This window comes from Streptomyces sp. NPDC024632, from assembly GCF_055559175.1.
This window is the reverse complement of the sequence record NZ_JBVHLD010000023.1, coordinates 58,374-73,704: the sequence shown is the minus strand read 5'-3', so window position 1 is coordinate 73,704 and position 15,331 is coordinate 58,374. Positions and strand designations below refer to the sequence as shown.

Sequence of the window (15,331 nt, the reverse complement as noted above, 5' to 3'; positions counted from 1 at the left end):
AGACCCCCGATGGCTGAGCTGTTCCCACGGCTGCGCCACGTCTGCGACCTGGATGCCGCCTACCTGCGCGAATACTCAGGACTGCACGACGAGTACGACGGCACGATCGTCGACCTGTCGCCTGCCGGGGTGGCCTCGGCGCTGGCCGCGCTGGGCGGTCCCGCGCTGGACGACGCGCACGACGAAGCACAGCTCGCCGCCACCGAGAACGCGATGCGGACCCGGTTCGGCCGTATCCGTCAGCACCGCTGGGACCCCTGGGTCCACATCGAGGCGCTGGACCTGTCGCCGTACGACCGGCCCTACGACGACGACGCCGTACGCGTGCGGGCCAGGCGCCGCCACATGCGGCTCTGGCCGGACGCCGTGGACAACGCGATCGAGGCGCTGGACGAACTGTCGTCCTCCGTCGCCGGGATGTTCCTGCCCGCGGCGCGCGGAATGGCCGCCGAGGTCCGCGCCGACGACGGCGAGGACGGCGTACGCGCCCTGGCCGCGCTGGAACGGCTGACCGCCCACCTCGAACGCGCGGCGCGCGAGGCCGCTCCGGCAGCGGGACTCGGCAGGGCCGACCTCACCGCGCTCCTCGGCTGCGAGGACCGCGTCCCGGTGGACCTGGACGAACTGGCCGCCATGGCCGACAGCGAGTACGCGCGGATGAGCGACATCCTGGACGACGCCGCGGCCCGGCTCGACCCCGCGGGCGCCGACGACCCGGCCGCCAGGACCCGGCGGCTCAGCGCCCGGGTGCGCGCCGATCACGGCGACTTCCCGCGCATCCTCGCCGACACCCAGGCCCAGGTCGCGCTGGCCGCGCGCTTCGTGCGCGAGCGCGAACTGGTGCCCGTCGTCGACGAGGCGTGCGTCATCGAACCCAGCCCGCCCGCGCGGAGTTGGGCCGCGGGCCGGGTGAGCTGGACCGCGCCGTGGGAGACGCGCGGCCACTCGCTCTTCCACGTGACCGGACCCTCGCCGCACTGGTCGCTCGACGACCACCGCGCCTGGCTGTCCCGGTTCAACCGGCCCGCGATGGCCGTGATGGCCGTCCACGAGATCGGGCCCGGCCACTGCAGCCACGCCCTGATGATGGGCAAGGTCGACCGGCCGATCCGCAAGACGCTCTGGTCCGAGCTGTTCTTCGAGGGCTGGGCGCACTACGCCGAGGAGATGATGTGGGAGGAGGGCTACCAGGACGACAGCCCCCTCTACCAGTTCGGCATGGCGCAGGAAGCCATGATGCGGGTCGTCCGCGTCCAGGCCGCGCTCGGCATCCACACCGGCGCCCTCACCCTCGACGACGCCATCGCCCTCTTCGAACGCAAGGCGTTCCTGGCGGGACCGGCCGCGCGGGCCGAGGCGCTGCGCGGTGTGTGGGAGCCGACCTACATCCGCTACACCTGGGGCAAGGTCCTCATGCGGCGGCTGCGCGACCAGGCGAAGACCGCGTGGGGCAGCGGCTTCACGCTGCCGCGCTTCCACCGTGAGCTGATGGCCTTCGGCTCCCCGCCGGTCGGCCTGGTGGCCTCCGCGATGGGCATCGGCCCGGCGCCGCTCCCGCAGCCGGGTCCTGGCGCACCGGCGGACCAGGGGAGCGGACCGGCATGACGGCGGGCCAGCGGCCGGTCGTGGACCGGGCACTCGAACAGGGGCGGAAGGACTCCGCCCACGGCGGCACCGCCATGGTCTCCGCCATGCACCCGGCCGTCGCCGACGCGATGCTCGACGTCCTGCGGCGCGGCGGCAACGCCATGGACGCGGTGCTCACGGCCGTCCCCCTGCAAGGCGTGGTCGAACCGCAGATGACCACCCTGGCCGGTGGCATGTCCGTGCTCTACTACGACGCCGCCCGGCGCGCTTACGACTACATCGACGGCGAACTCGACCACACCCGCGACAGCCCGCCGGTCTCCGCCACCTGGGACCACTACGTGACGGTGGACGGCGCCCTCGGCGCCTCCTCCGGCCGCCGCGTCGCGGTCCCCGGCGCGGTCGCGGGCATGCACCTGGCCATGGAACGCCACGGCAGCATCCCCTGGGCCGACTACTTCGCACCCGCCGTCGAGGTCGCCGCCGCCGGCTTCCCGATGTACTCCTTCCTGTACGGCGAGGCATTCGAGGCCGCCGCGGGCCGGTTGGCGGCGCACCCGTCGGGCCGCGCCGAATTCCTGCCCGACGGCCACGTACCGCCCGTCGGGGAGCGGCTGGTCCGCCCGGCACTGGCCGAGACGATGCGGCGGATCGCCGCCGACGGCCCCGACCACGTCTACCGCGGCGCGTGGGCGTCGCGCTTCGTGGCCGCGGTCCGCGAGACCGGCGGCACCGTGACCGCCCGCGACCTCGACGACTACACCGCCCGCGCGAGCCGCCCGGTGCGGCGCGCCTACCGGGACCACGAGATCGTCGGCGCCCCGCCCCCGTCGTCCGCGGGCGTCCTCATCGGCCTCGTGCTCGGCATCCTGGAACACTTCGACCTGCCCGCCCTGGGCCACTACACCCGCGACGCCGAAGCCCTCGAAGTGCTGCGACGCGCCATGGCGTTCGCCGAATTCTTCACCGAGCGCTTCGTGAAGGACCCGCTGTCCTTCGACGTCCCGGTGGACGAACTCCTCTCGCCCGACTTCACGGCGTCGCTGGCCGCGCTGATCCGCGGCAACACCCGACGCGACCCGGCGCCCGCGAGCGGCGGTACGGTCCGGCCGCCCGGCGCGCCGCACACCCACAACACCGACCACGTCGTGGCGGTGGACGGCGCGGGCAACATGGCGTCGCTCACCCACAGCGTCTACGGCACCACCTTCGGCACCGGCCTGGTCGTGGACGGCGTCCACGTCAACAGCGGCAACAGCTTCCCCGGCACCGGCGACGGCGACGGGCGGCGCGTCCTGTCGCCCTTCCCGCCCACCATGGTCGCCCGCGACGGAACCCCGCACCTGGCCCTCGGGTCACCGGGCCTGTCCGCGCGCGCCACCGCGATCGTCCTGGCCAACCACCTCGGATACGGCCTCGACCTGGCCGAGTCGATCGACGCGCCGCGCTTCCAGGGCGTCCAGACCGACCAGCCGTTCACCGTCGAGGCACGGATCGACCCGCGGGTGCTCGACGCGCTCGCCACCCGCTACGGCGCCGACGTACGACTGACCACCCCCTACTTCTGGCACTTCGGATCCGTCCACGCGGTGGAAGTCGACGCGGACGGCCACCGCCACGGATACTGCGACCCGCGGCGCCCGGGACGGGCCACGGGATGGTGACCGACCTGCCCGAACAGCCGCCCAAAGCAACCGACTTGGGACGACAGGAGACGCACGTACCCATGGCAGAGGACACCGAAGTCCCCGTACCGGCCCCCAGCGAGAACACCAAGTCACCCAGCTACATGGGGCGCATCCTCAACTTGCTGGAGCAGTCCGTGGTCGCCGAGGGCGCACCGCTGACCCTCACCGAACTGGCGGCGGCGGCCGACGCGCCGCTGTCCACCGTGTCCCGGCTGACGGCCCAGCTCGTCACCTGGGGCTTCCTCAACGAGACCACCTCGCACCGCTTCGTGCCCGGCCGACGGCTCGCCGCCATGGCCGCGGCCGTCAGCGAACACCTCTACAGCAACGACCGCCTCCAGCAGGCCACCCGGCTGCTCACCGGCGTCACCGGCGAGAGCACGACCGCCGGACGCATCGTGGGGAACAGCATGTTCATCATCGCCCGCACCGAGTCCGAGCAGCCGCTGCGCGCGGTGAACCGCATCGGCGAGTTCATACCGCCCGACAACTCCGCGCTCGGCAAGGCCATCATGTCCCGGCTGCCCCGCGCCCGGCAGCTCGCGCTGCTGCGCGGCGCCGACGTGGCGGATCCCGAGGCCACGCTGGAGAAGATGCAGCCGGAGCTGGAGGAGGCCAGGCGGCGCGGCTACGCCGTGGACGAGGAGACCTACAGCGTGGGCCTGCGCTGCCGGGCCGCCGCCGTCGTCGGCCCCGACGGCGTCGCGGTCGCCGGACTCTCCATCAGCGGACCCGCCGCCCGCTTCACCCTCGACCTCGCCGAAGGAGCCGTTCCCGCGCTGCGCCAGGAGGCGTCCGCGATCGGCGACATGCGGTGACCCCCGCCGCGGCCGGGGACACCGTCCCCGGCCCCGGCGACGACAAGAACCCGAGCACCGATCCCCGTATCAGTACCCGTATCAGCAAGGAGACACAGCGGATGAGCGACACCACAGCCACCGGTACCCCGGCCGCGCAGCCCGGCCACACCGTCGAGACCGTCCCCGTCACCCGCGTGGACAACGGGCACGACCTCGCGCTCACCGTCCACCGCCTGACCGGCGCCCGGCCGGGGCCCACCCTGGTCGCCTTCGGCGGCGTCCACGGCGACGAGGCCATGGGACCCGAGGAGATCCGCAGGTTCGTCTCGTCGGTCGACCCCGCCGAACTGGCGGGCACGATCGTCGCCGTACCGGTGGCCAACCCGTACGCGTACGCGGCGATGTCCCGCTTCACCCCGCAGGACGGCCTCAACCTCAACCGCATCTTCCCCGGCGACCGCAACGGCTCGGTCACCGAGCAACTGGCCGCCGTGCTCGCCGAGATCATGCTCCAGGCCGACTACTTCGTGGACTTCCACTCCAGCGGCCTGTACTCCACGGTCGAGTACTCCTACATCATGGACGACGGCCGGGAGATGGCCACGTCCTTCGGCGCCGCGCTGCTCTACCACCACGAGCCTTACGAGGGCACCTCCAACGCCTGGGCGATCAAGAACGGCATCTCCTCGACCGTCTGCGAACTGGGCGGCGGCGGGCAGCTCACCGACGCCTTCCTCGACAAGGCCGTACGCCAGGGCCGCAACATGCTCAAGGGCATCGGCATGCTGGAAGGCGCCCCCGAGGCGATCGTCGAGCAGCAGACGGTGATGACCGAACTCGTCACGCTGCGCCCGACCAAGGGCGGCACGATGATCTCCCACTTCACCCCTGACCGGCTCGGCGAGGTCATCAAGGGCGGCACGGTGCTGGGCGAGGTCGTGGACCCGTACACCTTCGAGACGCTGGAACAGCTCGTCGCGCCGTACGACTCCAACATCCTGGTGCTCAGCCGCGAGGGCTACTCCCGCACCGCGCCGGGCGACTACGGCTTCATGGTCGGCAACGCCGGCACCACGACCACCGTCGACGAGCTGTTCGGCGCCTGAGCGCAGGGGCGCGAGCCAGCGGGCGACCGGTGTAGCGGAGACGAGGAGCGGCGTACCGGCATGGACATCAGACACGTCCACGTGGTGGACCCCGAGAGCGAACAGATCCTCAGGGACCGGCGGATCACCCTGGAAGGAGACCGGATCACCGCCGTCACGGCCGACACCCCCGACCCACTCGCGCCCGGCGACGTGGACGGCACCGACCTGTACGCGGTCCCCGGCTTCATCGACTGCCACGTGCACGTCACCTCGGTGACCGCCGACGAGTGGGCCGACACCGGGATGGCGCCCAGCTACGTCACCGCCCACGCGCTACGGGAACTGCGCGCGATGCTCGAACGCGGCTTCACCACCGTCCGGGACGCGGGCGGCGCCGACGCCGGGCTGGCCGACGCCCTGGACGAGGGGCTGGCGCCAGGACCCCGGCTGTACGTGTGCGGCAAGGCGCTGTCGCAGACCGGGGGCCACGGCGACCTGCGCCCCCGTGGCCGTTACCACGCCGACGACCATCCGGCCGTGCCCGGCATCGGCCGGATCGTCGACGGACCCGACGCACTGCGCACCGCCGTACGCGAAGGCGTACGGTCCGGGGCGTCGTTCGTGAAACTCATGCTCTCCGGCGGGATCTCCAGCCCCACCGACCGGATCGACACCCCGCAGTACAGCGAGGACGAGATCCGCGCGGCGGTCGACGAGGCCGCGCGGGCGGGCGTCTACTGCGCCGGGCACGCCTACACCCCGCAGGCGGTGGCCCGCGCGCTGCGCCTGGGCGTACGCACCATCGAGCACGGCAATCTGATCGGCCCGGACGAGGCCCGGCTGTTCGCCGAGCACGACGCGTACTACGTGCCGACGCTGGTGACGTACACGGTGCTGGCGCAGGAGGGTCCGCTCCACGGGCTTCCGCCCGCGAGCACCGCCAAGGTCGCGGCCGTCCGGGACAGCGGCCTCACCGCGCTCGCCCACGCCCACGCCGCCGACGCCCCGATCGCCTTCGGCACCGACCTGCTCGGCGCGATGCACGTCCACCAGTCGCGGGAGTTCGCGCTGCGGGCCAGGGTGCAGCCGGGCTGGGCGGTGCTGCGCAGCGCCACCACCACCGGCGCCCGGCTGCTCGGCGCGGCCGGTGAACTCGGTGTGCTCGCGCCCGGCGCCCGCGCCGACATCGTCCTGACCCGCCACAACCCCGCTGTCCACGTCGAGCGGCTGGCGGACCCGGAGGCCGAGGTCGCCGCCGTCTTCTCACGGGGCCGCCTCGCGGTACGCCGCTAGGCGCCGCCAGGGCCCCGGCGCCGCACGCGGCAGCACCATCACACGAGACAGGGAGCCGTATGCACCACCCACCGCACCTCACCAACCCGACCCGCGCGTGCGGGAGTTCGAAGGTCTTCCCGGTCGGCCTTGGCGGCATGCTGCTGTCCATCGAAGGGCGCCCGGACCGCGCCCGCGCCACGGCGACGATCCACACCGCGCTCGACGCCGGAGTGACCCTCATCGACTCCGCCTCCGCCTACCACACAGGTGCCGACGAAGTAGGGCACAACGAGACGCTGATCGCCGACGCGCTGGAGAGCTGGGACGGCGACGCCTCCGGAGTCACGGTGGTGACGAAGGCGGGCCGGGTCAGACCGGGCGACGGGCGGTGGCTCACCGACAGCAGCCCCGACCACCTCGTCCGCTCGGCCGCCGCCTCCCGCGACCGGCTCCGCCTGGACCGTATCGAGCTGTTCTTCCTGCACGCCCCCGACCCGGTGGTGCCGATCGCCGACTCACTGACGGCGCTGCTCCGGCTGGTCGCCGACGGGACCGTCACCTCGGTCGGTGTCTCCAACGTCACCGTCGCCGAACTCGACCAGGCACACGAGCTGTTGGGTGACGCCCTCGTCGCCGTGCAGAACGAGTTCTCACCCAGCGCCGTACAGCACCGCGCGGTCCTGCGTCGCGCGGAGGAACTCGGTCTGGCCTTTCTGGCCTGGCGGCCGTTGGGCACCATCGGCACGAAGGACGACGAACTCACCGCCGCCTTCACCGAGATCGGCCGCGCCCACGACGCCAGCCCGCAACGCACCGCGCTGTCCTGGCTGTTGTCCACCAGCCCGGCCCTCATCCCCATACCGGGCGCCCGCCGCCCCGAGACGATCCTCGACTCCGCCCGCGCCGCCGAACTGCACCTGGGGGAGGACGAAGTGAGCCGACTGGACGCGGCGGTCGCGAGCCGCGTGCCGTCCTAGGCGAGAGGAGTTCCGAAGGTCGCGCCTCAGGAGCGGGGCCGCGCCATCCGTACGACCGCGGTCCCGCGCTGGAGATCGACGGTCGTACGGTTCGCGGGCGCGCCGTCCTCCTCGTCGTCCCGCAGCACGAGGGCCGACTGCCGCTCCTTCAACTCGTTCTGCTTGCCCGGCGAGAAGCTCGCGTGCAGCATCTCGAAGCCGGTGGACGAGATCTGCCCCTGGCGGCCAGGGCCGCGCCACGGCAGGATTCCGGCCCGCCCGGCCCGCATGAGCATCTGATCGGCGAAGGCCACCAGGGTCAGCAGGATGACCAGACCGGGCAGGGTCATGAAAACGACGAACGTCATGCCCCCAGTATCGCCGTCCGGGCGCCGGTGATCCATGGGCCGACAGAGGCCGGTCCGGCCCGCGCGCCACCGCGTCGGCCGAGCGAGGGGTCCGGCGGGAGGCGCCCTCTGAGCATGGTGCTGGGCGGTCTCGTGACCGCGGGGACCGCTCACGCCGACGTGGCACCAGGGGTGTCGATCGACCTCGGCGGCGCGGGCGGCGGCGACTTCATCGCGGACACCGGCACCGGCGGCAGGCCCGACACCATTCCCGCGGGCGCTCCCAGCTTCCCGAACTGGGGACGGACCGTCGCCCACCCGATCCCCGCCGACATCTGGAACACCTCACGCGTCGGGGACTCCTCCTACAGCATCCCCGGTCTCACGCCGGGCGCCGACTACCAGGTCCGTCTCTACTTCATGGATTGGTACTACACCCACTCCGGTCAGCGTGAGTTCGACGTCACGATCGACGGCGCCAAGGTCCTGACCGACTTCGACATCATCGGCGCGGCCGTGGCGGCGGGCGCGGACGGCCAGGAAGCCTTCGGCGTCGAGAAGGACTTCCCCGTCACCGTGGACGCCTCTGGCACTCTCTCCCTCGACTTCACCCGCGGCTCCGCCAACCAGGCCCAGGTCAACGCCATCGTCGTGACGCCCGCGAGCTGACGACCCGCCTCCGGCACGCATCGTCCACGTGATCGCGGTCGGCCGGCCGGGCGGTGCCTCGATGGCGGGTCCGGCCGACCGCGCTGCCGTACGCGGGACCGGGACCCCGGTCCGGCTACGGGCGGCGGCGGGGCTTGCCGCGCTTCGCGCCGCCCGTACCGCCGCTCTTGCCGCCCTTGCCTCCGGCACCCCGGCCCGGCGCGGGCTTGCGGCGCGCCTGCGACACCTTGTCCGGGCGTTTGTCCTTCGCCTTGTCCTTGGCCTTCGCGGCCTGCGCCCCCGGTGCGGACCGCTCCGGGAGCGGCCGGCCGCGCGTGCTGTTGACGGTGCGACCGCGCACGATGCCGATGAGGTGTTCCACCAGCTCCGTGGTCTCCTCCTGCGGCCAGGACAGGGCGACGCGGGACTCGGGCGCGTCCGGGACCGGACGGTAGGTGAGGTCCCTGCGGTGGTGCAGCCGCGCGAGCGACTGGGGGACGATCAGCAGGCCCACACCCGCCGCGACCAGTTCCACGGCGTCCGCCGTGGTGGCGGGCCGCTCCTTCGCGGGCTGCCCCGGTGGCGTCTGCCAGGTGAGGGTGTCGTCCAGGGGGCGCAGCACGATGTCGTCCGCGAGGTCGGCCAGCGACACCTCGTCGACCGCCGCGACCGCGTGGTCCTTGGGGACGACGACCACCGTCGTCTCCGTGTAGAGCGGGATCGCGCTGAGGTCCGCGCCGTCGACCGGCAGCCGTACGAATCCGGCGTCCGCGCCGGACCCGCCGCCGTCCCGCAGCGCGCCGAACGCCTCGGCGGCGGGCACCGGGACCAGGGTGAGCGGGACCTCCGGCAGTCGCTCGCTCCAGATCCGCACCCACTTGGTCGGCATCACGCCCGGAACGTATGCGAGCCGGAACGAAGGAGGTACTTCCGAACCTGTCACCCCAGCAGGTTATCCGCTGGTGGTCGGAGGCGGCGCACGCGCTCGTTACCCTTGACGGCATGACGTCGCAGCAGACCGCCCAGACCATGAAGCCCGCGACAGCGGCGAAGAAGCTGGGTGTGTACCTCCAGGCCACACCCGCCGAGTTCCAGGAGGGTGTCGTCTCGCGCACCGAGCTCAACGCGCTCCAGGCCGATCCCCCCGAGTGGCTGGTGGAACTGCGGCACAACGGACCGCACCCCCGCCCTGTCGTCGCGTCCAAGCTCGGCGTGTCCATCGCGGGTCTCGCGCGCGGCGGCGTGACCGAGGCGCTCACCACCGAGGAGATCGAGGCGCTGAAGCGGGACCAGCCGCAGTGGCTGGTCGAGGAGCGTGCCGTGCAGGCGGAGGTCCGCAAGGAAGCGGTGCGGATCAAGGAGAAGAACGCGGAGCGCGCCGCCCGTACCCGCTGACCTTTTTCCGCTGACCCGTACCCGCTGACCTTTGTCCCCCGACCTTTGTCCGCTGACTCCGGCGCGGATTCGTTGACCACATATTGACCAGTGGTAAGAACGGGGTCCATCATCGGTGCGTCGCCGAACACCTCGGCGTCCGGACGCCGAGACACCGGCACCCGCCCCGCGCGGACAGGACTGGTGGGCCCATGGTCAGCAGCGAGAGCCGCTGGGAGAAGCGGCAGCGGATCCGTACGCACCTCCTCGACCTCGTCGAGGAGACCGCGACCGGACGACCGCTGCCCGGTGAGCGCCAGCTCTGCGAGACCCTGGAGGTCTCCCGCCCGACGCTGCGCTCGGTGATGGACGACCTGGTGCGCGACGGACTGCTGATCCGGGCCCACGGGCGCGGCGTCTTCGTCGCCGAGGACAAGGTCGCCCAGCGCCTGGGGCCGGCCGCGGGGCCGGGACCGAGCCTGGGCGTCGGCGGTGTGGACGGCGCGTGGACCAGCCGCACCGTGGAGTTCACCGCCATGGCCGCCGGACCCAGGATCGGCCGCCGCCTCGGCACCGCCCCGGCCGACCGGATCCTGCGGATCGCCCGGCTGCGGCTGGTCGACGGCGACCCGATGTGCGTCGAGACGCTGCACATACCGCTGGCGCTGGTCCCCGGCCTCACCGCCCACGACCTGGAGACCGACTCCTTCTACCGCCTGCTCGGCAGCCGGTACGGCATCCTGCTCACCCGCGCCTCACAGCTCATCGAACCGACCGTGGTGGACGAGACCGAGGCCGAACTGCTCGGCGTGCCCGTCCACACCCCGGCCCTGCTCTTCGAACGCGCCGCCAGGGACGCGGACGGGCGCGTCGTGGAGTTCACCCGCTCCGTCTACCGGGGCGACCGGTACCGCATCCTCACCGAACTGTCGCTCGCCCCCGAGCCCGACAGCGGACGCGTCCTGGGCGGCTCCTGGTCTGCGGCCTCGCGCGTACCGGGCGCCGACACCCTGGTCCTCGACCCCTACTGGAACGACAACGGGTAGCCCCCGCGCCCACCCACGACTCCTCCGTCACCCCCCACCCCGCGCCGCCGCCCCCGGCCGACGCGGCGCACCCCCACGCCCCGAAGGGACGGATCATGCTTCGTCGCAGGCTCATCCTCGCCACGGCCGCCGCCTGTTCGGCCGCCCTCGCCGGTGCCATGGCCGCGGGCGCCATGACGACCGACAGCGGTACGTCCGGACCCGGTACGTCGGCCGCCGCGTCGAGCGGCGCCGCCCACCGGCCGCCCGCCGCCCGTACCGCCGCCTCCGCCGTACAGCTACAGACCTGGCTCTACCCCGGCTCCGCAGGCGACTCCACCTGCACCGCGCCGAGCGAATACGCCGACAACCGGGTCAAGAACGGCGCGCTCAAACCCGAGTACTGGAGCGTCACCGGCAAGGGCAAGGTCAGCCTGGAGACCACGGCCGCCGGGCTCTGCAACACCTACAGCGCCGCCAACGTCGCCGACCTCAAGGCGCACTCCGCCTACCAGTACCCGACCGTCTCCGGCATGACCACCGCCGACGTCCACGCCCTGGTCAGCAGCAGTGCCAACCGGAGCGACGCCGTCTCGCAGCTCACCTCCTTCGTGGTGACCAACCAACTCACCGGCGTGGATGTCGACATGGAGGACTACTGGTCCTGGAGCGCCGCCGACTTCACCAACTACAAGACCTTCCTCGGCCAGCTCGCGACCTCCCTGCACGCGCAGGGCAAGAAACTCGTGGTCGACGCGCCCGCGATGACCGAGGACGCCGCCTTCTACGACTACGCCGCCGTCAGCGCCAAGGGCGTCGACGAACTGGACATCATGGCGTACGACGAGGAGTTCGACACCGCGCCCGGCAGCCGCTGCCTGCCGATCACCCCGCTCGCCTGGCTCAAGCAGGTCACGCGGTACGCGCAGAGCAAGATCCCGGACCCGTCGCGGCTGGTCATCGCCCTGCCCTCGTACGGCATCAGCGCGCCCGACCCGTGCGACCTGGACGCGGTCACCGGCAACATCCAGTTCAGCGACATGAAGCACAGCCCCGGCTTCTCCACCGACCCGAGCACGATCGCCGCCCGTCGCGACGCCTCTTCCGGAGAGATCCGCTGGGTCTCCGGAGGAAGGCTCTACGACTACGTGGACAGCACCGCGCTCAACTCCAAGCTGGCGGTGCTGACCTCACTGGGCGTCACCAAAGTCTCCGTCTGGTCCCTCGGCGGCGGGAACCCCTGGTTCACCGGGTGACTCTCCGTCAGTGCGGGTGAAGCGCGCGACCCGCGGGACCGGCCCGAGTCCGGTTCCGCGTACGCCGCCTGACGCGCCCTCATAGGGCACTCGCGCCGAGCTTCACCACGACGGCCCGTTTCCCTCCGCGGTCGGTCGGTGTCAGGCTGTGGCCATGAAGGGGCACATTCCGCAGGAGACAACGAGTTTCGTCGGCCGTACGGCGGAACTCGCGCGGCTGGACATGGCGTTGGCACACCGCCGGCTGATCACCCTCACCGGGCCCGGCGGAGTCGGCAAGACACGGCTCGCGCTGCGGGCGGCGGCGCGCGCGTCGGTCGGCCGCGTCGCCGTGGAAGTCGCCGCGGAACAGGAGCCGGGCGCGGACCGGCGAATCGGTTCTGCGGAAGACACCGACTCCTCCCGCTTCCCCGACGGCACCTGGTGGGCCGACCTCGCCACCCTCGACAGCCCGCACCTGCTGCTCGCCACCGTCAGCGACGCCGTCGACCTCGCCGACCACTCACCGCGGATGCCCGTCGAGGCACTGTGCGAATGGCTCGCCGACAAGCGCCTGTTACTCGTGCTCGACTCCTGCGAGCACCTGATCGAGGCGTGCGCCCACCTCGTCGGAGAACTGCTGACGGCCGCGCCCGGCCTGACCGTACTGGCCACCAGCCGCCGCCCGTTGGCCTCCGCCGTGGAGGAACTGATCGACGTCGCACCGCTGTCGGCAGAAGGACAGGACGCGCTCGCCCTCTTCAACCAGCGCGTCACCGGCCGCCTCGGCCACACCCCGCTCGCGGAACCCGGCGCGGCGGAGGCCGCCGCGACCATCTGCCGCCGCCTCGAAGGGATACCGCTGGCCATCGAACTGGCCGCGGCCCAGGTCGGCCCCGCCACCGTCGCCGACGTCGCCGACCGCCTCGGCTCACGCTTCGACGTCCTGTCCCGCACCGGCTTCGTCTGGCCCCGGCGCCACCAGACACTGCGCACCGCGATCGGCTGGAGCCACGAGCTGTGCACCCCGCAGGAACGGCTGCTCTGGGCCCGGCTCAGCGTCTTTCGCGGCGCCTTCGACCTGGCCGCCGCGGAAGCGGTCGCCACCGGCGGCCCGCTGCGCGCCGCTGACGTCGCGCCGACCCTGGAACGGCTGGTCACCCAGTCGGTGATCATCAGGACGGCCCCCGCCGAGGACGCGTCGAGCGGCGCAGGACACCGCGAGCGCTACCGCATGCTCGACACGATCCGCGAGTACGGCGGTGAGTGGCTGCGCGAGCTGGGCGAGTCCGCCGCGACCGCCCGCCGTCACGCCGACTACTTCACCGGCCTCGCCCGCTGGGCGGACGGGAGCTGGTCGAGCCCCGACCAGCTCCTCGGCTATCGGGTGATCGAGGACACCCACCCCGACCTGCGCTCCGCCCTCGACCACTGGCTCGTCCACGACCCGGCGCAGGCCGCCGAACTGGCCGGGCTGCTGGTCTACTTCTGGACCTGCTGCGGCCACCTCAAGGAAGCCCGCTCCTATCTGGAGCGCGCCCTGGAACTGCACACCGCGCAGGACCGGGCCCGCGCCCGCGCGCTCACCGGCCTCGGGGCCACGGTCACCCTCCAAGGGGACTACGCCCTGGCCACCGAGATCAGCGCCGAGGTGGAGGCCGCGGCCGAAGCGGGCGGCGACCAGGAGGAGCGGATCGCCGCCGCCTGCCTCACCGGCCTGCTGGGCCTGCTCATGGGCCAGCCGCGCAAGGCACTGGACGCGGTACGCGCGGCGCTCGGCGGCGCGCCCGGCTTCGCCTTCGACTCCCCGGACCGGCTGCGCTGCAACCTTGTCGAAGTGCTCTCCCTCACCGCCCTCGGGGACTTCGCCGAAGGCCGCGAGCGGGCCCTCGAACTGCGCGAGCACTGCGTACGCACCGGCGAGGTCTGGACCCGCTCCTACCTGGACTACCAGCTCTCCGTCGTCGCCCTCTTCTCCGGCGCCCCCACCGAGGCCATCGGCTACGCCCGCACCATGCTGGAGAGCAAACGCCTCATCGGGGACGCCTTCGGCATCGCGCTCGGCCTCGACCTGCTCGCCGCGGCCCTGGCCGCCGAGGGCCGGGCCGAGCAGGCCGCGTCGGTCTACGGCACCGGCGGCGCCTATTGGCGCAGCGTCGGCCACCCGCAGCGCGGCGCGCCGGAACTCCAACTGGTGCGCGAGCGCTGCGAGGAGACGGCCCGCGCGGCGCTCGGCGACCAGGCGTACGCCGCCGCGTACGCCCAAGGGTCCACCGCCCACGGCCCGACCGCCCTGGCCGCCGCCCTCCAGCCGGACAACCACACCGCGTGAGCGGCCCGTTCACCCCTGCCGGAGACCCGCGAGGGAACGGCGCGGCCGGTCGGACATCCGTCGGCCGGGGCCGGGGGGAGGTCGGCCCCGGCCGACGGGAACGTGCCGCGCTGTGGGGTTCGCGGCACCGGGCGGGAAGGAAGTAGGAGGCGGCGACGGTCAGTTGGAGAAGTCCTGCGTCATCCAGACCGTGCCGGAACCGTCGCGGTAGACGTCGATGCCGATGTGCGTGTAGCCGCTGCTGAGGATGTTGCGGCGGTGGCCGTCGTCGGGGGCCTTCTCGTCGAGCATCATCTGCGTCAGACCGACCGCGCTCGCGGCGATCGCGGAGGCGGAGGAGCCCACACCGCCGCCCTCGCCGATGTTCTCGCCCGCCGACGTCCAGTGCACCCCGGCGGCCGTCTCGCGGTCACCGAAGGCCGGTTCGCCCGGGCACTGGTGGGACAGGCCGCAGCCGGACGCCATCACCTGATTGTGCGCGGCGGCGCTCTTGTTAAGCCCTTCGAGCAGCGTGTACGGGGCGAGGCCCTCCGCGGCGCGATTGCGGTTGATCAGGTCGAGCACCTGCCGCACGGCGTCCCCGGCGCTCGGCGGGTTCGTCGTGGCGGGCGGCGCGGGAGTCGTCGCCGAGGGGCTGGGCGCCGCCGTCGTGGGCGCGGTGGTCACCGGGGCGCCGGTCGGCGTGGCCGTCGGCTTGGGGCTCGGCCGGCCGGGGCGCGGGCGGTGCGTGGTGGAGATGGTCGCGGCGGGGGCGGTGGGCCGGAAACCGGCCGGCTTGCCGCCGGGCCTGTGCCCGGCCGACGCGCTCGTGTCGCCGGAGCCGGAGCCGGAGCCGCTGTGCCCGGCGGTGGGCGACCCCTGATGCGGTGCCCCGAGGCAGGCGAAGGCGGTGCCGCCACCGAGTACGGCCAGGGCCGCGGCTCCGGTCACCGCCATGCGTATCCGCGGCTTGCGCCTCGCCCTGTGCTGGCCATGG

At 72.8% G+C, this 15,331-nt stretch carries 14 protein-coding genes; 11 read left to right on the top strand and 3 right to left on the bottom strand.

From position 1 onward, the window contains the following. Positions 1–9 precede the first annotated feature (9 nt). From ACZ37P_RS34580 to ACZ37P_RS34555, 6 genes are all read left to right on the top strand, one after another. On the top strand, positions 10–1,605 hold the full coding sequence (locus ACZ37P_RS34580) for a DUF885 family protein (protein ID WP_467350376.1): 1,596 nt from the start codon (positions 10–12) through the stop codon (positions 1,603–1,605). Next, complete coding sequence (locus tag ACZ37P_RS34575) at positions 1,602–3,251, top strand: gamma-glutamyltransferase family protein (protein ID WP_467350375.1); 1,650 nt, start codon at positions 1,602–1,604, stop codon at positions 3,249–3,251. The genes ACZ37P_RS34580 and ACZ37P_RS34575 overlap by 4 nt, the downstream gene beginning before the upstream one ends. 62 nt (positions 3,252–3,313) lie before the next feature. Continuing rightward, complete coding sequence (locus ACZ37P_RS34570) at positions 3,314–4,093, top strand: IclR family transcriptional regulator (RefSeq protein WP_355348430.1); 780 nt, start codon at positions 3,314–3,316, stop codon at positions 4,091–4,093. 101 nt (positions 4,094–4,194) lie between these two features. Then, on the top strand, positions 4,195–5,181 hold the full coding sequence (locus ACZ37P_RS34565; protein ID WP_355348433.1) for a succinylglutamate desuccinylase/aspartoacylase family protein: 987 nt from the start codon (positions 4,195–4,197) through the stop codon (positions 5,179–5,181). Positions 5,182–5,241: 60 nt separating this feature from the next. Next, positions 5,242–6,456, top strand: coding sequence for a metal-dependent hydrolase family protein (locus ACZ37P_RS34560; protein WP_355348436.1), 1,215 nt, complete (start codon positions 5,242–5,244; stop codon positions 6,454–6,456). A gap of 59 nt (positions 6,457–6,515) precedes the next feature. Next, on the top strand, positions 6,516–7,415 hold the full coding sequence (locus ACZ37P_RS34555) for an aldo/keto reductase (RefSeq protein WP_355348439.1): 900 nt from the start codon (positions 6,516–6,518) through the stop codon (positions 7,413–7,415). 26 nt (positions 7,416–7,441) lie between these two features. Here ACZ37P_RS34555 and ACZ37P_RS34550 read toward each other — a convergent pair whose 3' ends face one another. Further along, positions 7,442–7,762 carry a DUF6191 domain-containing protein gene (locus ACZ37P_RS34550; RefSeq protein WP_355348442.1) on the bottom strand — a complete coding sequence of 107 codons (321 nt, stop codon included), beginning with the start codon at positions 7,760–7,762 and terminating at the stop codon, positions 7,442–7,444. A 132-nt stretch (positions 7,763–7,894) separates the two neighbouring features. On the opposite strand from ACZ37P_RS34550, the gene ACZ37P_RS34545 reads away from it, so the two are divergent. Further along, entirely contained in the window at positions 7,895–8,410 is a 516-nt protein-coding gene (locus ACZ37P_RS34545; RefSeq protein WP_467350372.1) for a malectin domain-containing carbohydrate-binding protein, read from the top strand. Between the two features lie 115 nt (positions 8,411–8,525). Here ACZ37P_RS34545 and ACZ37P_RS34540 read toward each other — a convergent pair whose 3' ends face one another. After that, positions 8,526–9,332, bottom strand: a complete 807-nt coding sequence (locus ACZ37P_RS34540) for a LysR substrate-binding domain-containing protein (protein WP_467350370.1) — start codon at positions 9,330–9,332, stop codon at positions 8,526–8,528. A 59-nt stretch (positions 9,333–9,391) separates the two neighbouring features. On the opposite strand from ACZ37P_RS34540, the gene ACZ37P_RS34535 reads away from it, so the two are divergent. The 4 genes from ACZ37P_RS34535 to ACZ37P_RS34520 all read left to right on the top strand — a co-directional run bounded on the left by ACZ37P_RS34535 (position 9,392) and on the right by ACZ37P_RS34520 (position 14,355). Continuing rightward, the gene (locus tag ACZ37P_RS34535) at positions 9,392–9,784 is read left to right on the top strand and encodes a DUF5997 family protein (RefSeq protein WP_391161785.1); all 393 of its coding nucleotides are present in this window, start codon (positions 9,392–9,394) and stop codon (positions 9,782–9,784) included. 191 nt (positions 9,785–9,975) lie between these two features. Continuing rightward, positions 9,976–10,809 (top strand): GntR family transcriptional regulator, encoded by an 834-nt coding sequence (locus ACZ37P_RS34530; RefSeq protein ID WP_467350368.1) that lies wholly within the window; start codon positions 9,976–9,978, stop codon positions 10,807–10,809. Between the two features lie 95 nt (positions 10,810–10,904). Then, positions 10,905–12,044, top strand: a complete 1,140-nt coding sequence (locus ACZ37P_RS34525) for a glycosyl hydrolase family 18 protein (RefSeq protein ID WP_467350366.1) — start codon at positions 10,905–10,907, stop codon at positions 12,042–12,044. A gap of 154 nt (positions 12,045–12,198) precedes the next feature. Beyond that, positions 12,199–14,355: an ATP-binding protein gene (locus ACZ37P_RS34520; RefSeq protein WP_467350364.1), complete on the top strand. Its 2,157-nt coding sequence runs from the start codon at positions 12,199–12,201 to the stop codon at positions 14,353–14,355. 159 nt (positions 14,356–14,514) lie between these two features. Here ACZ37P_RS34520 and ACZ37P_RS34515 read toward each other — a convergent pair whose 3' ends face one another. Next, positions 14,515–15,291 (bottom strand): CAP domain-containing protein, encoded by a 777-nt coding sequence (locus ACZ37P_RS34515; RefSeq protein WP_391049990.1) that lies wholly within the window; start codon positions 15,289–15,291, stop codon positions 14,515–14,517. Positions 15,292–15,331: the final 40 nt, after the last annotated feature.